This window comes from Polymorphobacter megasporae (assembly GCF_018982885.2).
GTDB lineage: Bacteria > Pseudomonadota > Alphaproteobacteria > Sphingomonadales > Sphingomonadaceae > Polymorphobacter_B > Polymorphobacter_B megasporae.
Genome location: NZ_CP081848.1, coordinates 1,386,869 through 1,407,056 on the forward strand (window position 1 = coordinate 1,386,869; position 20,188 = coordinate 1,407,056).

Consider the following 20,188-nt stretch of genomic DNA (forward strand, 5'->3'; position numbering starts at 1 on the left):
ATCCCCTAGCCCCGTTCGGAACCCTATGAACGCCCCCCAGCCGCTTTCGCTTCGCGCCGAGGGGCCGCTATCGGGCACCGTCACCGTTCCCGGCGACAAGTCGATCTCGCACCGCGCCTTGATGTTCGGCGCGCTCGCGGTCGGGGAGACCGTCGTCGATGGTTTACTCGAGGGCGAGGACGTGCTGTCGACCGCCGCCGCGCTGCGGGCCATGGGGGCGGAGATCGTCAGGGAAGACGCTGGCGCCGGCGGGGAAGCGGGGCGCTGGCGGATCTGGGGCGTCGGCGTCGGCGGGCTGCTCCAGCCGGCAACCGCGCTCGACATGGGCAATAGCGGCACCTCGACGCGGCTGCTGATGGGGCTGATCGCGTCGCACCCGATCACCGCGACATTCACCGGCGACGCCTCGCTGTCGAGCCGCCCGATGGCGCGGGTGACGGTGCCGCTCGGGCTGATGGGGGCGAGCTTCACCACCGCGCCGGGCGGGCGCCTGCCGCTGACGATGACCGGGCGCTGTCCGGCGGTGCCGCTGCGCTATGTCCTCCCGGTGGCGTCGGCGCAGGTCAAGTCGGCGGTCTTGCTTGCAGGGCTAAACGCTCCCGGGCGCACGACGGTCGTCGAACCCGAGGCGACCCGCGATCACAGCGAGCGGATGCTGCGCGCCTTCGGAGCCGAAGTTCGCGTCGAGGACGCGCCCGAGGGTCGCGCGATCACCGTCACCGGCGAGGCTGAATTGCGCCCGCAGGTGATCGTCGTGCCGGGCGATATCTCGTCGGCGGCATTCCCGATCGTCGCCGCGCTGATCGTGCCGGGCAGCCGGGTGACGATCGGCGGGGTCGGGGTCAATCCGACCCGCGACGGGCTGCTCCGCGTGCTGGCGATGATGGGGGCCGACGTCACGCTCGGCCAGCAGCGCGAGGTTGGCGGCGAGCCGGTCGCCGATATCACGATCGCGGCGGGCGCGCTGACCGGGATCGAGGTGCCGCCTGAGATCGCCGCGTCGATGATTGACGAGTTCCCTGTCCTGTTCGTCGCCGCTGCCTTCGCGCAGGGAACGACGGTGATGCGCGGCCTGAGCGAGCTGCGCGTCAAGGAGAGCGACCGCATCGCGGTGATGGCGGCGGGGCTGACCGCCTGCGGGGTGCGCGTCGAGGAGCTGCCCGACGGGCTGATCGTCCACGGGAATGGCGGGGACATGGTCGCGGGCGGGGCGACGGTCGCGGCACGGCTCGATCACCGGATCGCGATGAGCTTCGCCGTCCTCGGGCTGCGCGCGAGGGCGGCGGTGACGGTCGACGACGCGCGCCCGGTGGCGACGAGCTTCCCCGGCTTCGTCGACCTGATGACTGTGCTGGGGGCAGTTCAGAGCCCGGTGTAGTTGCGGAACCAGTCAACGAATTTCGGGATGCCGGTTTCGATGCTCGTCGTCGGGACGAAGCCCAGGGCGGCGGTTGTTGCGGCGATATCTGCGTAGGTTTCGCGGACATCGCCGGGCTGCATCGGCAGCAGTTCGCGGATAGCTGCATTTCCGGTCGCCGCCTCGATTAGCTCGACGAGGTGCGCGAGGTCTTCGGAGCGGCTGTTGCCGAGGTTATAGACCCGGTGTTCGACACCGTGCGGACAGTCGAGCGCGAGGAGCACGCCGCCGACGATATCGTCGATGTACGTGAAATCGCGACGCATCCGCCCGCCGTTATAGAGCTCGATAGGGAGGTCCTTGAGAATGCGCTCGGTGAAGCGCCAGATCGCCATGTCGGGGCGTCCCCACGGGCCGTAAACGGTGAAGAAACGCAGTCCGGTCAACGGGATAGCGAACAAATGCGCGTAGCTTTCGCTCATCAGCTCGTCGGCGCGCTTGGTCGCGGCATAGAGCGACACCGGATGGTCGGCACGGTCGTCGACCGAAAACGGCAGCTTGGTGCTGGCCCCGTAGACCGAGGACGACGAGGCATAGACCATGTGGCGCAAGCCCTCGGTCTGCCGCGCGATTTCGAGCAGGTTGAGATGCCCGGCAAGGTTCGACCGGACATAGCTGTGCGGGTCCTTGAGCGAATGCCCGACCCCGGCCTGCGCACCGAGGTGAACGATCCGGTCGAACGAATGGCCGCGAAGCACTTTCGTCAGCGCTGCGAAGTCGCTGAAGTCGCAATAGTCGAAGATGAAGTCGCCGCCGAGCTGGTCGAGCCGGTCGCGCTTTAATTGCGGGTCGTAATAGTCATTGACGTTATCGATCCCGATGACCGTCTCGCCGCGTGCCAGCAGCGCTTGGGCGGTGTGAAACCCGATGAACCCGGCGACGCCGGTGACGAGCACGGTCATCGACGGACGATCTCGGCGGCGACGATCGCGGCGATCCGGTCGGCGGCATAGCCATCGCCATAAGGCAGGATCGCGGTGGTCATCGCGGCATGAACCGCGTCGTCGGTGATAAGTCCAGCCACCGCCGCGACGATCGTCGCCGGATCGGTGCCGACCAGCCGCGCGGCCCCGGCCTCGATGCCTTCGGGGCGTTCGGTCGAATCACGCAGCACCAGCACGGGACAGCCGAACGCGGGAGCCTCCTCCTGTACCCCGCCCGAGTCGGTCAGGACGAGCCTCGCCCGGCGCAGCAGCGTGACGAAGGCGAGGTAACCGAGCGGCTGGACCAGCGCGACGTTAGTCACCTGCTCCAACCGTCCCCGCAATACCGCGCCCGAAGCAGGATTGGGGTGAAGCGGCACAACGATGTCGACATCGTGCGCCTCCGCGATTGCCGCGACCGCCTCGGCGATCGAAGCCATGTGCACATGATTCTCTCTTCGATGGGCAGTGACAAGCACCATTGCGCGGCCCTCACGCAGCGGCGGGAGCACTTGATCGACGCCCGCCCGCAGTGCCGCGTCAGCACCAAGCCGCGCCTCGGCGAGCCGCAGCGCATCGATCACCGGGTTGCCGGTGACGCTGATCGCACCCCACGCAATCCCTTCGCGGACGAGCGCCGCCTGCGCGATCTGGGTCGGGGCAAAATGATGCGTCGCGAGCTGGGCGATGACCCGGCGGTGCATGTCCTCGGGAAAGGGCTCGGCGGTGCCGCTGCGCAGCCCTGCCTCGACATGCGCGACCGGAACACAGGCATACGCCGCCGCCATCGCTCCGGCGAGCGTCGTCGCGGTGTCGCCCTGGACGATGACCATCGCCGGAGCGAGGCGGGCGATCGTCTGTCCAAGCAGGGGCAATGCCGTAGCGACGAATGCCTGCGGCGACTGGTCGGGCTGCATCAGGTCGAGGTCGATGTTCGGGACCAGCCCGAAATCGTCGAGCGTCGCCCGGGTCAGATCGCGCTGCTGCCCGGTGCTGCAAAGCGTCACCACCACCCCGCGCGCCGCCAGCGCCAGGACGACCGGCGCGAGCTTGATCGCCTCGGGCCGCGTCCCTAGAACGCACACGACTCCCCCGCCCGATGGTACGCCCCCGCTCATCGCGACCGACCATGGGCCGCCGATGGGGTCGACACAACCACCGCGTCCGCTATGCGTTGCGCCGCATGAAACAGCTCGTCCCTCTCGTCATCGCCGTCGACGGTCCCGCCGCGAGCGGCAAAGGCACTGTGGCGCGCGCGCTCGCCCGGCATTTCGGTCTCGGTCACCTCGACACCGGCAAGCTTTATCGCGCGGTCGGGCTGGCGGTGCGCCGCAGTGGCGGCGACCCGGGCGATGCTGCACTCGCCGAAGCGGCGGCGATCGCGCTCGATGAAACGTTGCTCGACGAGCCAGACCTGATGAGCGCCGACAATGCACAGGCCGCGTCGATCGTCTCGGCGCACCCTGCGGTTCGCGCCGCACTGCTGACGCGGCAACGTGCCTTCGCCGCGCAGGCCAAGGGCGCGGTGCTCGACGGGCGCGACATCGGTACTGTGATTGCGCCGGACGCTCCCGCGAAATTGTTCGTCACGGCATCCCCCGACGTGCGTGCCGCCCGTCGAGCCGCTGAGCTGGCGCGCGCCGGGCATGTATTGAGCCATGAGACGGTTCTTGGTGACATCCTCGCTCGCGATGCGCGCGATTCGGGGCGGCATGCCGCCCCGTTGACGAAGGCCTCCGACGCCGTCTTGCTCGATACGACGAATCTCGATATAGGAGCGGCCGTCACCCAGGCTATCGCGCTCGTCGAAGCGCGGCTGCGGGGCGGCTAGCAGACATTGAAATCGGGCGCAGGCAAGGCCAGCGTCCGGTCAACGCCTGTTAAAGGCGACGGGCATGGTGCTCGTCGTCGGCGCTGAACGGGCGGCATGGTGCCGGACCCGACGAACAAAGGTACGCGATTACATGGCTTCTGCTGCCCAACCGACCCGCGACGACTTCGCGGCGATGCTCGAAAGCTCGCTCGGCAAGAATCAATCGTTCGAAGGGCGGGTGGTCAAGGGCCGCGTTACCGCGATCGAGAACGACCTCGCCGTAATCGACGTCGGCCTCAAGTCGGAAGGGCGCGTGCCGCTCCGTGAATTCGCTGTTCCCGGCATGAAGGCCGAGATCGCCGTCGGCGACGAAGTCGAGGTCTATGTCGACCGCGTCGAGAACGCGATGGGCGAAGCGATGCTGTCGCGTGACCGCGCCCGCCGCGAAGCCGCGTGGGACACGCTCGAGACCCAGTACGCCGCGAACGAGCGCGTCGAGGGTGTCATCTTCGGCCGCGTCAAGGGCGGCTTCACTGTCGACCTGTCGGGCGCCGTCGCCTTCCTCCCCGGTTCGCAGGTCGATATCCGCCCGGTGCGCGATGTCACCCCGCTGATGAACCTGCCGCAGCCCTTCGTGATCCTCAAAATGGACCGCAAGCGTGGCAACATCGTCGTTTCGCGCCGGTCGATCCTCGAAGAGAGCCGCGCGGAAGCCCGTACCGGCCTGATCCAGTCGCTTGCTGAAGGCCAGATCGTCGACGGCGTCGTCAAGAACATCACCGACTACGGTGCGTTCGTCGACCTCGGCGGCATCGACGGCCTGCTCCATGTCACCGACATGAGCTACAAGCGCGTCGGTCACCCGAGCGAAGTTCTCAACATCGGCGACACGCTCCGCGTCCAGATCGTCCGCATCAACCGCGAGACCCAGCGCATCAGCCTCGGCATGAAGCAGCTCGAGGCCGATCCGTGGATCACCGCGGCGGCGAACTACCCGGTCGACAGCCGTCACACCGGCCGCGTCACCAACATCACCGAATACGGTGCGTTCGTCGAACTCGAGCCCGGTATCGAGGGTCTGGTCCACGTCAGCGAGATGTCGTGGGTCAAGAAGAACGTCCACCCCGGCAAGATCGTCAGCACCAGCCAGGAGGTCGAGGTCATCGTCCTCGAGGTCGACGAAGAGAAGCGTCGCATTTCGCTCGGCCTCAAGCAGGCACAGCGCAATCCGTGGGAGATCTTCGCGGAGCAGTATCCGGTCGGTACGATCGTCGAGGGTGAAGTCAAGAACGCCACCGAATTCGGCCTGTTCATCGGCCTCGACGGCGACGTCGACGGCATGGTCCACATGTCCGACATCGCCTGGGGCCTCAGCGGCGAACAGGCACTTGCGTCGCACCACAAGGGCGAGCGGATCCGCGCCAAGGTCATCGAAGTCGATGTCGAGAAGGAGCGCATCAGCCTCTCGATCAAGGAACTCGACGACAGCCGCGTCACTGCACCGGTTGCTCATGCCGACGGCGGCACCGAGCTGCGCAAGAACCAGATCGTTACCTGCACTGTCGTCGACAACCGCGACGGCGGCATCGAGGTTCAGGTCGGCGAAGACGGTCCGCTCGCGTTCATCAAGCGTGGCGATCTCAGCCGCGACCGCGACGAGCAGCGCCCCGAGCGCTTCCAGGTCGGTCAGAAGGTCGATGCGATGGTGATCGGGTTCGAGCGCGGCAAGAAGCCGATGCTCAGCATCAAGGCGATGCAGATCACCGAGGAAAAGCAGGCTGTCGCCCAGTACGGGTCGTCGGATTCGGGGGCGTCGCTCGGCGACATCCTTGGCGCCGCGCTCAACCGGGCGAAGGACGCCGACAAGGGCTAAGCCGCCCGGTCGATAGTCGATACGAAACGACCCCCGCGAGCGCAAGCTCGCGGGGGTCTTCGTTTGAGCGGGCAGGGTGAGGTGCTCCGCTCGATCGCCGCTGTCCTACAGGGCAGGCGATGCGGTATAATCGGTGGGTCGAGCCGGCGTGTGCTTCAGCCGGAGACTGTTCTTTCTCATTGCGGGTACGATCACATTCGCCGGGCGACGCGGAACCGCGTCATTGCGTGCAGCCCGCAAGCTTCGGCAGAAAGGCGTCGCTGCAAATCAACGACTTTAGTGTGAACTTATTTTGAACTTAGCGTCGGACCTCGTCGACAAACGACGTACAAGCCATTGTAATGCGAAGACAAAGCGGCGTTTGGCGGATGTCCGCCACCTTCGACGGTCCCGGGCAGAAGGTCGCCATGCCACCCCAGGTTCCCCGGAGTGGCATGGCGATGATAGCTCGGCCTAGCAGCGGTTGCCGCTGCGCTCGATTGCCCGGCCGGCGAAAAGTCCGCCAGCGCCGCCGATCAGCGCGCCCGCCGTCCGGTCGCCGCGACCGGCGACACTATTGCCGAGCAGTCCGCCGGCGATCGCGCCGATCACTGCGCCAGCAGTGCCATCCGAGTGGCAACGATACCCTTGCTCATAGCCCTGCTGGACCGGGTACGCTTCGCGCTCGTAATATCCGCCCTGCGGCTGGACATAATAGCCGCTCGTGTAGCCGCCGTTGTAGCCGTAGGCGCGCTCCTGATAATGGCGCCGCTGCCATTCGGCTTGCCGTTCGTAATCGACACGACGCTCATATTCGCGGCGCTGCCATTCACGGGCGCGCCAGTCACCACGATCGCCGCCACGGTCGTCGTGCCAGCCATAGCCATAGCCACGATCATCGGCAGATGCCGCCGCCGGGACCATCGCGGTCGTCAGCGCGGTCGCCAGAACCGCGGTCGTCACCAAAGTGCGTAGCATCTTGTCCTCCATCACGGCCGAGTCGTTGGCCGTAGACAGGGTATGCACTTGCCGTGCTTCCGCTAACCTGAACGGCGATGTTAGCCGCCGTTCATATACCGTGGCGGCGAGGTCTCAGGCTTTACGCGCCGCGATCCACGCGTTCATTCGCGCCTCGAGGAGGTCCATCGGGATCGCGCCTTGTTCGAGGATGGCGTCGTGGAAGGCGCGGATATCGAATATCGGCCCGAGCTCGGCTTCGGCCTTCGTCCGCAAGCGGCGGATCGTCAGCTCGCCGATCTTGTACGCGAGCGCTTGCCCGGGATCGGCGATGTAGCGATTGACCTCGGCGTCGATATTAGCCGCCGACAGCGCGGTGTTGTCGGCCATGAACTTGACCGCCTGCTCCTTACTCCAGCCCTTCGAATGGATGCCGGTGTCGACCACCAGCCGGCACGCGCGCCACATCTCATAGCTCAGCCGCCCCATCTGCTTCTCGGGCGTGTCGTACAGTCCCATGTCGAGGCCGAGCCGCTCCGAATACAGGCCCCAGCCCTCGACGAAGGCAGTGAAGAAGGTGGCGTAGCGGCGGAACGGCGGCAGATCGAGTTCCTGCTGCAGGCTGATCTGGTTGTGATGCCCCGGCACCGCTTCATGGAGCGTCAGCGCGACCATCTCGAACAACGGCCGCTGATCGAGGTGGGTGGTGTTGACGTAATAGGTACCGGCAATCCCTGCGCTCGGACTGCCTTCGTTGTAATAGGCGGTCGTCTGCCCGTCTGCTGTTGCCGGCGGAATTTCGCGGACGGTGTACGGCAGCCGGGGCAGGTGCCCGAATAGCTTCGGCATCCAGCCGTCGACGGTCTTCGCCACCAGCGCCGATTCGGCCATCAGCTGGTGCGGCGTCGTCGCGTAATATTTCGGGTTGGTCCGCAGCATCGCGATGTACGCCGCGCGCGGCTCTTGACCATTGGCGCCCTTGAACCCGGTCGAAGCGACGAGGGTGTCCATCTCGGCGCGGATGCGCGCGACCTCCGACAGCCCGAGCCGGTGGATTTCATCGGGCGTCATCGTCGTCGTCGTCTGCTCGCGCGCCTTGAAGGCGTAGTAGGCCGCGCCGTCGGGCAGCGCCGATGCGCCGATCGTCGTCCGGCACTTCGGGGCGTATTCCGTCCGATAGAAGGTGGCGTAGGCCGTGTACGCCGGGTTGACGCTGTCGCGGATCACGGTGGCGGCGCGGGCCTGAAGCGCGGGCCAGTCGGCGGCGGCGATGAAGCCGGGTTTCGTCACGAACGGCGCGTAGAAGCGCGATGCCGTCGGCTCCTTGATCTCCCCGGTGATCGTCGCCTCGAAGCCGTCGAGGATGATGCACGGCAGGACGTCGCCGTGGGCGATGGCGAAGCGGCTATTCGCGGTCGACGCGGCGGCGAATGCGGGGATCTTCGCCAGCCGCGCGAGATAATGGTCGTAATCGGCGGGGGTCAGGAACGGCAGCGTCACCGGCAGGTCGGCGAAGTACGTGTGCCAGCCGCTGCGGTTCGAGAAGTCGATCAACCGTTCGGAAAAGCGATCGGCCTCGACCTGCATCGACAGGCTGCGGCGCATGATCGACGCGCTCGTCCGGTCAGCGTCGGACAGACCGGCGGCGGGGATGCGGTCGATCCTGGCGATGAACACTGCGGCGTCCTTCGCCTGCGCGTCGGTCGCGGCAAGCGACGGGTCGCCAAGCTCGGAGTCGTAATCGTGGACCCCGGCGCTCGTCGCCAGCAACGGTGTATTCCGCAACGTCCATGCCCAATGGTCGGCGAGCAGCGCCTTGAAGTCGTCGGCGGGGGCCGCCGCCAGCGGCGATGCGGCGAGCAGCAAGGCGATGGCAACGCAGCGCATATCGTAATCTCCCCCAATAAGACGCCCATTGCTAGCGGAGCGCTTACCGCTCGGCTAGCATCCCGGGACAAGTTCGGGGGACCGCATGGCCACTGCTGCTCCGGTTGGTAAGAACGTCTTCGACCGGGTCGTTACCGACCGCGGGCTCGGCATCGCTGCAGGCATCATGCTTGCGGTCGTCGCGGTCGCGGTCGCGCGCGGCTATGCCGACTGGAGCCGCATCTCGTGGCACGTCTGGGCGCACCTTGGGCTGATCGCTACCGCACTGGCGCTGACCCCGGTGATGCTGATCCGACCGAAGGGGAGCCGGTCGCACCGTGTCCTTGGCTGGGTCTGGGCGTCGGCGATGATCCTGACGGCGCTGTCGAGCCTGCTGATCCGCGACACCAACCACGGTGGGTTCAGCGTCATCCACATCCTGTCGGTCTGGGTGCTGCTCCAGGTGCCGCTGCTGGTGTGGCGGGCGCGGAAGCATGATGTCGCCGGTCACCGCCACGGGGTTCGCGGCATCGTCTTCGGCGCGTTGCTGATCGCGGGCTTTTTCACCTTTCCCTTCGACCGCCTGCTCGGGCATTGGCTGTTCGCATGAAGCCCGCGACCAACCGCCGCCTACGCCAGATCCACCATTATGTCGGTGTGTTCTTCGCCCCCGCGATCCTGTTGTTCGCGATCAGCGGCGCGCTCCAGACATTCCGGCTTAACGAGGCGAAGGGCGCGCCGGTGTGGATGGACTGGATCGCCACCGTACATAAGGATCAGGAAACACCGCAGCCGCGCCCGCCACGGCCCGCCGGTGAGCGCCCACGCGCGCCGAAGGCCGAACCCGCCGCGCCGAAGCACAACCCCTTCGCGCTCAAGGTCTTCGTCGCCATCATGTCGATCGGACTGATCGCCTCGACCCTCCTCGGCGTTGCGATCGCGCTGTCGATCCGGTCGATGCGGCGGGTGTCGCTGGCGATGCTCGTCCTCGGCACGCTGCTGCCATTGGCTCTCCTGCTGATCTAGGCGACTGCGACACGAACGCGCTTGCTCGCGGGGAGCCGCGAACATAAGCTGAACGGATGTCGCATCTCGATACCCGTGCCAAGCTGGCGATTCTGGCCGATGCGGCAAAATACGATGCGTCGTGCGCGTCGTCGGGGACGGTCAAGCGGAGCAGCGCCGGGGGCAAGGGCATCGGCTCGACCGAGGGGTCGGGCATCTGCCACAGCTATGCGCCCGATGGACGGTGCATCTCGCTGCTCAAGATCCTGCTGACGAACAGCTGCGTCTTCGACTGCCATTATTGCATCAACCGGAAGTCGTCGAACGTCCGGCGCGCGCGATTTACCGTCGACGAGGTCGTCAAGCTGACGCTGAGTTTCTACAAGCGCAACTACATCGAGGGGCTGTTCCTATCGTCGGGGATCATCGGCACGCCCGATTATACGATGGAGCAGCTTGTCCGCGTCGCCAAGGAACTGCGGACGGTCCACGACTTCCGCGGCTATATCCACCTCAAGACGATCCCCGACGCCGACCCCGCTTTGATCGAGCAGGCTGGGCTCTACGCCGACCGCCTGTCGATCAACGTCGAGCTGCCGACCGAGACTGGGCTGACCAAACTCGCTCCTGAAAAGAGCGCGGGGCGCATTCGCACCGCGATGCGCGAATTGAAGGCGGGCATCGACGATAATCGCGACGCCCGGGCGAAGTACCGCTCGGCCCCGCGCTTCGCCCCGGCCGGGCAATCGACCCAGATGATAGTCGGGGCGGATGCCGCAACCGACAGCGACGTCGTCGCCAGTGCGGCGGCGCTGTACGGCAAGTTCGGGTTGCGCCGGGTTTATTACAGCGCCTTTTCGCCGATCCCCGACGCCAGCGCGGTGCTGCCTTTAGTCCGTCCGCCATTGATGCGCGAGCACCGGCTGTACCAGGCCGACTGGCTGGTGCGCTTCTATGGCTTCGACGCGAGCGAGGTGCAGGACGCGACCGATGACGGCATGCTCCCGCTCGACATCGACCCGAAGACGGCGTGGGCGCTCAAGCATCGCGACGACTTCCCGGTCGATATCAACCGCGCCCCGCGCGAAATGCTGCTGCGGATCCCCGGCATGGGCGTGCGAACGGTCAATTCGGTGTTGCGGGCGCGGCGGCAGCGGCGGCTGCGGCTCGACGATCTCGGGCGGTTGACCCGGTCGATTGAGCGGCTGCGCCCGTTCGTCGTCGCCGCCGACTGGCGTCCGCTGGCACTGGCCGAGAGCGCGGTGATCCGCCGATCGCTGGTCAAGCCCGAACGGGCGCAGCTCGAGCTGTTCTAGGATCAATGGCGAGGTCGAAGCGCGGAGTCCTCGCCAGAACATGCGCAGGGCGCCGCGAGCTCCGCCGCCGGTGACGCGGCGATCCGCTCGCCGCGACGACGATCGCCAGTCCGGTGAACAGGGCCGCGGCAAGGACCAGACCGAGCGTCAAGGCGGCGAAGGCGACGGCATTGAACAAAGCACTGACCATGACGAACTCCCTCGGTCTCGCTTGGAGTAACGGCGCGGCGGGGAACAGTTTATCGCGGCGGGCGTCGTCGTGGTGATGGGGACGACCGCTGCTGACTGGATCGCCGCGTGGCCGGACACGAGCCGCAATAGGGTCACGATCCTGTGCTGACCGCGATCCTCGTTCGGCCCGACGATTTCGACGGGTGGCGAGCGGCGGCGCGGCGGCTCGCGGTGGCGGGTATCCCGCCGGGCGATGTCGTCTGGCAGGTCGGGGATATCGCGACCGATCTGCTCGGCGGCGATGGTCTGCCGGTTGCCGAGACGCCGATGTTCAACGTGCCGAAAGCGTTCATCGAGGTCGCTGGCCGGGTGATCTGCCACCGCGACCCCGAACGCTTTGCCCTGCTTTATACCGCGCTGACGACGCTGCGGACCCGGCCGAAACTGCTCGACGATGCCGCTGATCCGCTGGTCCGGCGGCTGTACGACCTCGACAAGGCGGTCCGCCGCGACGTCCACAAGATGCGCGCCTTCGTCCGCTTTCGCGACGTCCCCGACCCCGAGGGCGAGCGCTTCGCGGCGTGGTTCGAACCCGAGCATCACATCGTCAGGCGCAATGCCGGCTTCTTCGCCCGGCGCTTCGCCAACATGCGCTGGTCGATCCTGACCCCCGACGAGTGCGTCCACTGGGACGGCGAGCTGTCCTTCACCCCCGGGGCGACCCGCGCCGATGCCCCCGACGGCGACGCGCTCGAGGAGACGTGGCGGACCTATTTCGCCAGCATCTTCAACCCGGCGCGGCTGAAGGTGAAGGCGATGACCGCCGAGATGCCGAAGAAATACTGGCGCAACCTGCCCGAGGCGTCGCTCGTCCCGGGGCTGATCGCCGGGGCCGAGGAAAGGACACGGATGATGATCGATGCGGGCGACAAGGCGGGAATGACCAACGCCGCGGTGCAGGCAGGGGCGGGAGCGTGGGTACGGACCGGCGACGGCAGCCCGGCCGATGCACTCGCCGCGCTCCGTGACGACGCGGCGCAATGCAAGCGCTGCCTATTGTTCGGCCCGGCGACGCAGACGGTGTTCGGCGAGGGGCCGTCCGACGCGCGGCTGGTTTTCGTCGGCGAGCAGCCCGGCGACAGCGAGGATCTCGCCGGTCGCCCGTTCATCGGCCCGGCGGGGCAGGTCTTCGACCGCGCGCTCGCCGCCGCAGGGATCGACCGCGCGCGGACCTATGTCACCAACGCGGTCAAGCACTTCAAGTTCGAGCAGCGCGGCAAGCGGCGGATCCATTCGAAGCCCGACATCAGCGAGATCAATGCCTGCCGCTGGTGGGTCGAGCACGAGCGCGCCGCGATCCGTCCGGCGGTGACGGTCGCGCTCGGGGCGAGCGCGGCGCGGTCGCTGACCGGCAAGACGGTGACGATCTCGAAGGAGCGCGGACGGCCGTTGACGCTCGCCGACGGCACCGAAGCGTGGATCACCGTCCACCCGAGCTTCCTGCTGCGGATCGAGGACAAAGCCGCAGCGGCGCTCGAGTTCGACCGCTTCGTCGCCGATCTGGTCGCGGTGCGGGAGCGGCTGGCGGCGCTGGCGGGTTAAGCAACTCAGGCTCGTCGGCACGGCGGGCAGTTGGTACGATTTTGTGATAGGGGGGGCGATGCAGAACCTCGAACCCGAACTCAAGCCGGTCGCGATCGCCGACCTTCGCCCGACGCAGATGACCATCGGCAAGCGCGAGGTCGCCCGCAAGCGCGCCGAATGGGCGAAGCGCGCCAACAAGGACGCGGCGAACTTCCTCGGCAGTCACATGATCCCCGCGGTGATCGGGCCGAAGCGGCGGATGTTCATCATCGACCACCACCACCTCGTCCGCGCGCTCCACGAGGAGGGGGTCGAGCATATCCTGATCAACGTCGTCGCCGACCTGTCGAAGCTCGCCAAGCCGCTGTTCTGGACCTTCATGGAGAACCGCAACTGGCTCCACCCGTATGACGCCTCGGGGACTCGCGTGCCCCACGACAAGATCCCGAAGTCGATCGCCAAGCTACCCGACGACCCGTATCGCAGCCTCGCCGGGGCGGTGCGGGAGGCCGGAGGGTGTGCGAAAGACGCGACGCCGTACGCCGAATTCCTGTGGGCCGACTTCCTCCGCCACCGCGTCGCGGCGAAGCTGGTCGTGGAGGACTTCGCCGGGGCGCTGACCGCGGCGGTCGACCTCGCCCGGAGCAAGGACGCCAACTACCTGCCGGGCTGGAGCGGACCGAGCGGCGACTAATTGGCAGCCGGACGCGACGGAAGGTTACACAAGTCGACGGAACGACCAGCTTTTGAGCACTCGCGAGCCTTTGTCAGCGGCGTCGACGCCGCGGGTGGCGGCCTGATATTGGCGAGCAGCCACGCTGGAAAGTTACACAAGTTCACTGAACGACCAGCTTTTGAGCACTGGCGAAAGGGCGGGGCGGCGTTTGCAGGAGTATCTTGGCGGTCGTATCGCTTTGCTAGCCGCTCGGCCAAAGGTTACACAAGTCCACACAACGACCGGCTTTTCAGCATGAAGCGCGGTGATCGCGTGATGAAATTGGGTTTGTCGACGGTTACGCTTCCGTCGAAGGCATCGAATCCAGCAATGAGAAAGAGCGCGGTGTCGGCAAGATACGCGCCGACTCGAACCCCGGATCATACGTCATTCGCGGCCCTGTAGGACAGAGCGCAAGCAGCTATGCCGCTCACCACTGTCGCGGCGACGGTAACGCGATCCCTTAAAATACTCAATAACAGGACATCGACTAAGGGGTGGACAGCTTGCCGACGTTGTCGATCATCAGTTTTCGCGCTTCATCTCGGTGCTCTTGATCAACGTATTCCCATTGCTTGCGCGTGAGGCACGACTTTCGCTTGCGAATGAGACTGCCGGTTTCGAGACTGCTCCGGCAGACGACTTCGGTCTTGTAGCGCTCGGCTTCGCTTTTCGGAGGCGCGATCGTAGTCGTGGTCTTCGCGATCGCGACATCACCCGGTGGTGGCGGGCTGTCGACAGTGGGCGCGATTTGCGCGCGCGCGGACATGGCAAAAAGCGAACCGACGAGCAAAGCTGTCCTAATCCCGGCGGTCATTCTTAGCCTCTCTTCACTATCATTTACAGATTACTCAATAATCCCGCCCCGCGAAAGCACTCGCTTGCGTAACCCCGGCCTCGTCGCCGATAAACTCCGCCCACACCCCGCCGGGATGCCAGACCGAGTCCATCATCGTCCGCGCCTCCCCCTCGCCAGCGCCCACCACATCACGCTGCCAGCGATAGACGAACGCCGTGACCCGCGCGTTGACGATGCAGTGGACATGCACCGGCACGTCCGCTGCCGCCGCCATGACCGCGCAGAAACGGTCGAAGTCGTCCTCGGTCGGGTTGTCGAAGTCGACCGGGATGTGGGTGTACGTCATGCCGAGCGCGGCGACGCTCGCCCCCTCGTCGGGTAGCGCCTTAGGATGAGTATGGAGCGCGAGGTTGACGACGTGCCCGACGCCGAGGTCGCGGATCGCCGCCAGCCCCGCCTCGTCGGGCTGGCCCGACGTCGTGATCCGATCGTCGAGCCGCCGCCAGTTGAGGATGTTCGGATCGCTCAGGCGACGAACTCCATCCCGAGCGCTTCGGCGACTGCTGCATGGCGGATCTTGCCGCCCATGACGTTCAACCCCGCCGCGAGGTGCGGGTCGGACGCCATCGCGCCTTCGGCCCCCAGCTTCGCCAGCCGCAGCGCGAACGGCAGCGTCGCGTTGTTGAGTGCGAAGGTCGACGTCCGCGCGACCGCGCCGGGCATGTTGGCGACGCAATAATGGATGATGCCGTCGACGACATAGACCGGGTCCTGATGCGTCGTCGCGTGGCTCGTCTCGAAGCAGCCGCCTTGGTCGATCGCGATGTCGACGAGCACCGAGCCGCGCTTCATCAGCTTGAGCATGTCGCGGGTAACGAGCTTTGGCGCGGCGGCTCCGGGGATCAGCACCGCGCCGATGACGACATGCGCGCTCGCCACGGCGGCCTCGATCGCTGCCTTCGAACTGAACACCGTCTTGACCCGGCCCTCGAACATCTCGTCGATCTCGGCCAATCGCGCGGTCGAGATGTCGTAGATCGTGACGTCGGCGCGCAGGCCGACCGCCATCTGCGCGGCGTTGACCCCCGACACGCCGCCGCCGAGAATCGCGACGCGCCCGGGAGCGACTCCGGGAACCCCGCCGAGGAGGATGCCGCGCCCGCCCTGTTCCTTCTCGAGATAATGCGCGCCGACCTGGACCGACATCCGCCCGGCGACTTCCGACATCGGCCGGAGCAGCGGCAGCCCCCCGGTGCGGTCGGTGACGGTCTCATAGGCGATGCACGTCGCTCCGCTCGCAATCAGCGCCTTCGCCTGCTCGGGGTCGGGGGCGAGGTGGAGATAGGTGAACAGGACCTGCCCGGGGCGGAGCATCGCGCACTCGGCGAGCTGCGGCTCCTTGACCTTGACGATCATGTCGGCGGCGGCAAAGACTTCTGCAGCAGTTGCGACGACAGTCGCGCCCGCCGCGACATAATCGCCGTCGGTAAAATCGATGCCGGACCCTGCTCCGGTCTCGACCGTTACTATATGACCAGCAGCGGTCAATTCAGCCACCGACGGCGGCGTCAGGCCGACGCGATATTCATGGATCTTGATTTCCTTGGGCACACCGACGTGCATTCTGGCTTCCTTTCCGGCGTTTGCCCGCGAGGCTATAGCGCGGCGCGTGGAGCAAGTCGCCTCCGCGAATGTCGCGTTCGCCGGGGGTCTCGATGGATGCTCTGACGCTGTTCGGACTGGTCGCGGTCTCGGCGATGCTCATCTGCTATGCGTTCGACGACCGGTCACCGTGGTGGGGACTGGGCTTCGCCGTCGCGTGCGCTTCGGGGTCGATCTACGGCTTCCTGCAGGGTGCCTGGCCATTCGGGCTCGTCGAGGGCATCTGGGCGATCCTTGCCGCGCATCGCTGGTGGCGGAAACGCAACACCGGGCGCAGAGGATTCTGACTATGTTGCGGCGCGACATGGCGCGTGTTAACGCCCGCGCCTCTGCCCCGGGGGTTTCGGGTCGGCGGCACATGGGCTTGCGTGAAGTGATCGAAGTCGAACCGCGACAGTTCCTCAGGCGCGCTTCGCTCGCTGCCTGCGAATCACGATGACCGCTGTCACCGCCCCGACGATTCCCGCCCCGGCATCCGCTGCCGCTGTCGCGCTTGCCGGATCGCCGTCGACCGGCCAGCACAAGGCGCATCTTCACCCCGACAGTTTCAAGAAACTCGCGATCGGCGCGGTCGGGGTCGTTTTCGGCGATATCGCCACGAGCCCATTATATGCGATGAAGGAGGTGTTCGTCGGGCACCATCCGCTCGCGGTCGACCATCTCCATATCTTCGGCGTCGTCTCACTGATCTTCTGGACCTTTTTCATGGTCGTCACGGTGAAGTATGTCTTCATCGTCATGCGGGCCGACAACCGCGGCGAAGGCGGGTCGATGGCGCTCCTCGCGCTGATCTCGCGGCTGTCGCCGGGCGCGGGCCGTTCGCGTTACCTCGTTCTGCTCGGGGTGCTGGCGACGGCGTTGTTCTTCGGCGACTGCATCATCACCCCGGCGATTTCGGTGCTGTCGGCGGTCGAGGGGCTGACCGTCGTCCAGACCGGCCTGTCACCGATCGTGCTGCCGCTGTCGATCGGCATCCTGATCGGGCTGTTCCTGTTCCAGTCGCGCGGCACCGCCAAGGTCGGGGCGCTGTTCGGCCCAGTGATGCTCGTCTACCTCGTCGTCATCGCGACACTCGGTGTGATCCAGCTGGTGGCGAACCCGACGATTCTGTTCGCACTGTCGCCGCATTACGCTGTCATGTTCTTTGCGCACGATCCGGTGCTCGGCTTCCTCGCGCTCGGCTCGGTCGTCCTCGCGGTGACGGGGGCCGAGGCGCTCTACGCCGACATGGGGCATTTCGGGCGGCGGCCGATCTCGGTGGCGTGGCTGTATCTCGTCCTGCCCGCGCTGATGCTGAGCTACCTCGGCCAGGGCGCGATGCTCCTCGGCGACCCGGCAACCGCGCAGAACCCGTTCTTCCTGATGGCTCCCGACTGGGCGAGGCTGCCGCTCGTCATCCTCGCCACCGCCGCGACGGTGATCGCCAGTCAGGCGGTGATCTCGGGCGCGTTCTCGGTCGCGCAGCAGTCGGTCCAGCTCGGCTTTCTGCCGCGGCTCAAGATCATCCACACCAGCGCGGCGTCGGCGGGGCAGATCTATATCCCGATGATCAACTGGACACTGCTCGTCCTCGTCGTCCTCCTCGTCCTCGGATTCCGCACCTCGAACAATCTTGCCGCTGCGTACGGCATCGCGGTGACCGGCACTATGCTGATCACGACGATGATGATCGCGGTGCTGGTGCTGACGATCTGGAAATGGCCGCGCTGGTATGCCGTGCCGCTGATCGGCCTGCTGCTGATCATCGACGGTGCCTATTTCGCGTCGAACCTGACCAAGATTCCCGATGGCGGCTGGTTCCCGCTGCTCGTCGGCGCGATCACCTTCACGCTGCTGACGACATGGGCGCGCGGGCGGCACCTGATGATGCTCCGGCTGCGCGAGAGCGCGATGCCGATCGAGGTGTTCATCAAATCCGCCGCGACCGCCGCCACCCGCGTCCAAGGCACGGCAGTATTCATGACGAGCTCGCCCGAGGGCGTGCCGCACGCGCTGCTCCACAATCTGAAGCACAACAAGGTGCTTCACGACCGCGTCCTGATCCTGACGGTGGTGATCGACGAGGTGCCGTTCGTCGACGACGAGGACCGGATGGAGGTCCGCCCGCTCGGGTCGAACTTCTACCGGATGATCATGCGCTTCGGCTTCATGCAGGACATCGACATCCCGGCGACGCTCAAGCTCGTCGAGAATTGCGGCCCGAAGATCAAGATGATGGACACGAGCTTCTTCCTCGCCCGCCAGACGCTGCTCGCGAGCGACCGCCCCGGCATGGCGATCTGGCGCGAGAAGGTCTTCGCGTGGATGCTGAGTAATTCGGAAAGCGCGATGGAGTTCTTCAAGCTGCCAACCAACCGCGTCGTCGAGCTGGGCAGCCAGGTCGAGATTTAGGTCCGCCGGACGATCAGGCTCGCGCACCAGCCGGCCACGAGCGCCAGCCAGACCGCAACGAAACCGTACGCCAGCCCCTGCGTCTGCGCCGCGACATAGACCCAGCGCTCGAATCCCGACTTGTCGATCGTGATCGGCGTCGCCGACCGCGCGATGACCTTGCCATGGCGGATCAGGTAGATTTCGGCGGTGTATGCGCCGACCGGCACTGCCGCCGGGATCGTGATCCGCGCCTGGTACAGGATGTTCTGCGTGATGCCGACGCGCCCCTCCTGTTCCGACCACAGCCCGTTGCGGCGGCGCAGGTCGACGAGCCCGCGGGTGAATTCATCGACCTCCGGGCCGCCGCCGGTCGACGGCGACAGCTGGAGATAATCGAGCCCGATCTCCCAGATCGCCGCGTTGCGCTCGTCGACCAGCGTCTTGATCGGGGCCGAGGTGGCGACCGCGTAAAATCCGGGCGCAGTCTCGTAGCGGACGCTCGCGGTGTTGATCCAGATGCCGGCGACGCGCGCCTTCTTGCGCAGCGTGATCGGTTCGGCGGGGCCGCGAACGACGATCGCCAGCCCCGGGCGCTCGTCGGGGACCGATCCGCGCGGATACTGGATCGCACCGAAGACAAGCAGCTCGGCACCCTTGAAGGTATAGACGATGTCGATCCGGTTCTGGCTGATGTCGGTGATCAGCCGCACCGGTGCCGCGCCGACCGCGAGCAGCCAGACGAGCAGCAGGCCAAGCTGTTTCACGCCGGACCGAAGATCGAGAACAGCTCGGCCGGGCGCATCGTCAGCCCGATCGCGAGACGGCCGGCGACCGCCAGCAGGATCAACGCGAGCCCGAGCCGCAGGCGGACCGGCGACAGGCGCTGCGCCGCGCGCACGCCGAGCTGCGCCCCGATCACGCCGCCGATCAGAAGCAGCCCGGCAAGGATGATGTCGACCGTCTGCGATTCGACCGAATGGAGCATCGTCGTCGCGGCGGTGACGAAGATGATCTGGAACAGCGACGTCCCGAGGACGGTATTGGTCGACATGCCGAGCAAATAGATCATCGCCGGGACCATGATGAAGCCGCCGCCGACGCCGAGGCTGACGGTCAGGATGCCGACGATCGCCCCGAGCGCGAGCGGCGCGAGCGGGGAGACGTACAGCCCCGACTTGTAGAAGCGCATCTTCCACGGCAACGCGGCGATGAACGGGTTGTGGCGATGGCGCTGCGGCACCACCCCGCGCGCGGTCCGTCGCATCGTTGACAGCGACTCGCGCAGCATCAGCCCGCCGACGGTGCCGAGCAGCAGGACGTAGACAATGTTGATCGTGACATCGATCTGGCCGAGCTGCTGCAGCCAGCGGAACAGGACCGAACCGAGGCCGGCGCCGATGAAACCGCCCGCGACGAGCACGCCCCCCATCTTGAAATCGACCCCGCCGCGCCGCCAGTAAGCGAGTGCGCCCGACACGCTCGCCCCGGTGATCTGCGTCGCCGATGACGCCACCGCGACCGCGGGCGGGATGCCGTAGAAGATCAGCAGCGGCGTCGTCAGGAACCCGCCGCCGACCCCGAACATCCCCGACAGGAAGCCGACCAGCGCACCAAGTCCGACGATGACGATCCAGTTGACCGATAATTCGGCGATGGGCAGGTACAGGGTCACGGCGCGGACGATAGCGGCGGGGGGCAGCGAGCGCGACCCTCCTTCTACCCCGCCGCGGTCGAC

General features: G+C 66.5%; 19 protein-coding genes. 10 read left to right on the top strand and 9 right to left on the bottom strand.

The window, feature by feature from the left end; translation table 11 throughout:
* Window positions 1–25: 25 nt before the first annotated feature.
* On the top strand, window positions 26–1,378 hold the full coding sequence (gene aroA / locus KTC28_RS06475; RefSeq protein WP_255602328.1) for a 3-phosphoshikimate 1-carboxyvinyltransferase: 1,353 nt from the start codon (window positions 26–28) through the stop codon (window positions 1,376–1,378).
* On the opposite strand, the gene KTC28_RS06480 is transcribed toward aroA, so the two are convergent.
* Window positions 1,363–2,319 (bottom strand): NAD-dependent epimerase/dehydratase family protein, encoded by a 957-nt coding sequence (locus KTC28_RS06480; RefSeq protein WP_216709393.1) that lies wholly within the window; start codon window positions 2,317–2,319, stop codon window positions 1,363–1,365. The genes aroA and KTC28_RS06480 overlap by 16 nt on opposite strands.
* Entirely contained in the window at window positions 2,316–3,458 is a 1,143-nt protein-coding gene (wecB, locus tag KTC28_RS06485) for a non-hydrolyzing UDP-N-acetylglucosamine 2-epimerase (protein WP_216709392.1), read from the bottom strand. Before wecB ends, KTC28_RS06480 begins: the two co-directional genes overlap by 4 nt.
* Before the next feature lie 65 nt (window positions 3,459–3,523).
* On the opposite strand from wecB, the gene cmk reads away from it, so the two are divergent.
* Both cmk and rpsA read left to right on the top strand, forming a co-directional pair.
* Window positions 3,524–4,171: a (d)CMP kinase gene (cmk, locus tag KTC28_RS06490; RefSeq protein WP_216709391.1), complete on the top strand. Its 648-nt coding sequence runs from the start codon at window positions 3,524–3,526 to the stop codon at window positions 4,169–4,171.
* Window positions 4,172–4,304: 133 nt separating this feature from the next.
* Entirely contained in the window at window positions 4,305–6,026 is a 1,722-nt protein-coding gene (rpsA, locus tag KTC28_RS06495; protein WP_216709390.1) for a 30S ribosomal protein S1, read from the top strand.
* 453 nt (window positions 6,027–6,479) lie between these two features.
* Here the strand turns inward: rpsA and KTC28_RS06500 are convergent, their stop codons facing one another.
* Window positions 6,480–6,983, bottom strand: coding sequence for a glycine zipper 2TM domain-containing protein (locus KTC28_RS06500; RefSeq protein ID WP_216709596.1), 504 nt, complete (start codon window positions 6,981–6,983; stop codon window positions 6,480–6,482).
* A gap of 114 nt (window positions 6,984–7,097) precedes the next feature.
* The gene (locus KTC28_RS06505) at window positions 7,098–8,849 is read right to left on the bottom strand and encodes a DUF885 domain-containing protein (protein ID WP_216709389.1); all 1,752 of its coding nucleotides are present in this window, start codon (window positions 8,847–8,849) and stop codon (window positions 7,098–7,100) included.
* 85 nt (window positions 8,850–8,934) lie between these two features.
* Between KTC28_RS06505 and KTC28_RS06510 the strand changes: the two genes are divergently transcribed.
* The 5 genes from KTC28_RS06510 to KTC28_RS06530 all read left to right on the top strand — a co-directional run bounded on the left by KTC28_RS06510 (window position 8,935) and on the right by KTC28_RS06530 (window position 13,598).
* Window positions 8,935–9,438, top strand: coding sequence for a DUF2306 domain-containing protein (locus KTC28_RS06510; protein WP_216709388.1), 504 nt, complete (start codon window positions 8,935–8,937; stop codon window positions 9,436–9,438).
* Entirely contained in the window at window positions 9,435–9,854 is a 420-nt protein-coding gene (locus KTC28_RS06515) for a hypothetical protein (protein WP_216709387.1), read from the top strand. The genes KTC28_RS06510 and KTC28_RS06515 overlap by 4 nt, the downstream gene beginning before the upstream one ends.
* 56 nt (window positions 9,855–9,910) lie before the next feature.
* Window positions 9,911–11,149, top strand: a complete 1,239-nt coding sequence (locus KTC28_RS06520) for a putative DNA modification/repair radical SAM protein (protein ID WP_216709386.1) — start codon at window positions 9,911–9,913, stop codon at window positions 11,147–11,149.
* Between the two features lie 333 nt (window positions 11,150–11,482).
* A complete protein-coding gene (locus KTC28_RS06525; protein ID WP_439650114.1) occupies window positions 11,483–12,922 on the top strand; it encodes a UdgX family uracil-DNA binding protein in 1,440 nt (479 codons plus the stop codon).
* Window positions 12,923–12,980: 58 nt separating this feature from the next.
* The gene (locus tag KTC28_RS06530) at window positions 12,981–13,598 is read left to right on the top strand and encodes a ParB-like protein (protein WP_216709385.1); all 618 of its coding nucleotides are present in this window, start codon (window positions 12,981–12,983) and stop codon (window positions 13,596–13,598) included.
* 511 nt (window positions 13,599–14,109) lie between these two features.
* Here KTC28_RS06530 and KTC28_RS06535 read toward each other — a convergent pair.
* Genes KTC28_RS06535 through ald form a run of 3 tightly spaced genes read right to left on the bottom strand, consistent with a single transcriptional unit; the run spans window position 14,110 to window position 16,041 of the window.
* Entirely contained in the window at window positions 14,110–14,436 is a 327-nt protein-coding gene (locus KTC28_RS06535) for a hypothetical protein (RefSeq protein ID WP_216709384.1), read from the bottom strand.
* A gap of 34 nt (window positions 14,437–14,470) precedes the next feature.
* On the bottom strand, window positions 14,471–14,947 hold the full coding sequence (locus KTC28_RS06540) for a protein tyrosine phosphatase family protein (RefSeq protein WP_216709594.1): 477 nt from the start codon (window positions 14,945–14,947) through the stop codon (window positions 14,471–14,473).
* Entirely contained in the window at window positions 14,944–16,041 is a 1,098-nt protein-coding gene (gene ald, locus KTC28_RS06545) for an alanine dehydrogenase (RefSeq protein WP_216709383.1), read from the bottom strand. The genes KTC28_RS06540 and ald overlap by 4 nt, the downstream gene beginning before the upstream one ends.
* Before the next feature lie 92 nt (window positions 16,042–16,133).
* Between ald and KTC28_RS06550 the strand changes: the two genes are divergently transcribed.
* Complete coding sequence (locus KTC28_RS06550) at window positions 16,134–16,367, top strand: hypothetical protein (RefSeq protein WP_216709382.1); 234 nt, start codon at window positions 16,134–16,136, stop codon at window positions 16,365–16,367.
* A 148-nt stretch (window positions 16,368–16,515) separates the two neighbouring features.
* Complete coding sequence (locus KTC28_RS06555; protein WP_216709381.1) at window positions 16,516–18,471, top strand: potassium transporter Kup; 1,956 nt, start codon at window positions 16,516–16,518, stop codon at window positions 18,469–18,471.
* Here KTC28_RS06555 and KTC28_RS06560 read toward each other — a convergent pair.
* Both KTC28_RS06560 and KTC28_RS06565 read right to left on the bottom strand, forming a co-directional pair.
* The gene (locus tag KTC28_RS06560; RefSeq protein WP_216709380.1) at window positions 18,468–19,217 is read right to left on the bottom strand and encodes a TIGR02186 family protein; all 750 of its coding nucleotides are present in this window, start codon (window positions 19,215–19,217) and stop codon (window positions 18,468–18,470) included. The genes KTC28_RS06555 and KTC28_RS06560 overlap by 4 nt on opposite strands.
* On the bottom strand, window positions 19,214–20,125 hold the full coding sequence (locus KTC28_RS06565) for a sulfite exporter TauE/SafE family protein (protein WP_216709379.1): 912 nt from the start codon (window positions 20,123–20,125) through the stop codon (window positions 19,214–19,216). Before KTC28_RS06565 ends, KTC28_RS06560 begins: the two co-directional genes overlap by 4 nt.
* Window positions 20,126–20,188 lie beyond the last annotated feature (63 nt).

What these genes read in the sequence shown, in the direction of transcription:
- KTC28_RS06500 (WP_216709596.1), bottom strand. Translation starts at nt 6,983, where the DNA reads ATGCTACGCACTTTGGTGACGACCGCGGTTCTGGCGACCGCGCTGACG.
- KTC28_RS06505 (WP_216709389.1), bottom strand. Translation starts at nt 8,849, where the DNA reads ATGCGCTGCGTTGCCATCGCCTTGCTGCTCGCCGCATCGCCGCTGGCG.
- KTC28_RS06550 (WP_216709382.1), top strand. Translation starts at nt 16,134, where the DNA reads ATGGATGCTCTGACGCTGTTCGGACTGGTCGCGGTCTCGGCGATGCTC.
- rpsA (WP_216709390.1), top strand. Translation starts at nt 4,305, where the DNA reads ATGGCTTCTGCTGCCCAACCGACCCGCGACGACTTCGCGGCGATGCTC.
- KTC28_RS06515 (WP_216709387.1), top strand. Translation starts at nt 9,435, where the DNA reads ATGAAGCCCGCGACCAACCGCCGCCTACGCCAGATCCACCATTATGTC.
- KTC28_RS06555 (WP_216709381.1), top strand. Translation starts at nt 16,516, where the DNA reads ATGACCGCTGTCACCGCCCCGACGATTCCCGCCCCGGCATCCGCTGCC.
- aroA (WP_255602328.1), top strand. Translation starts at nt 26, where the DNA reads ATGAACGCCCCCCAGCCGCTTTCGCTTCGCGCCGAGGGGCCGCTATCG.
- KTC28_RS06530 (WP_216709385.1), top strand. Translation starts at nt 12,981, where the DNA reads ATGCAGAACCTCGAACCCGAACTCAAGCCGGTCGCGATCGCCGACCTT.
- KTC28_RS06480 (WP_216709393.1), bottom strand. Translation starts at nt 2,319, where the DNA reads ATGACCGTGCTCGTCACCGGCGTCGCCGGGTTCATCGGGTTTCACACC.
- KTC28_RS06535 (WP_216709384.1), bottom strand. Translation starts at nt 14,436, where the DNA reads ATGACCGCCGGGATTAGGACAGCTTTGCTCGTCGGTTCGCTTTTTGCC.
- cmk (WP_216709391.1), top strand. Translation starts at nt 3,524, where the DNA reads ATGAAACAGCTCGTCCCTCTCGTCATCGCCGTCGACGGTCCCGCCGCG.
- wecB (WP_216709392.1), bottom strand. Translation starts at nt 3,458, where the DNA reads ATGAGCGGGGGCGTACCATCGGGCGGGGGAGTCGTGTGCGTTCTAGGG.
- ald (WP_216709383.1), bottom strand. Translation starts at nt 16,041, where the DNA reads ATGCACGTCGGTGTGCCCAAGGAAATCAAGATCCATGAATATCGCGTC.
- KTC28_RS06510 (WP_216709388.1), top strand. Translation starts at nt 8,935, where the DNA reads ATGGCCACTGCTGCTCCGGTTGGTAAGAACGTCTTCGACCGGGTCGTT.
- KTC28_RS06520 (WP_216709386.1), top strand. Translation starts at nt 9,911, where the DNA reads ATGTCGCATCTCGATACCCGTGCCAAGCTGGCGATTCTGGCCGATGCG.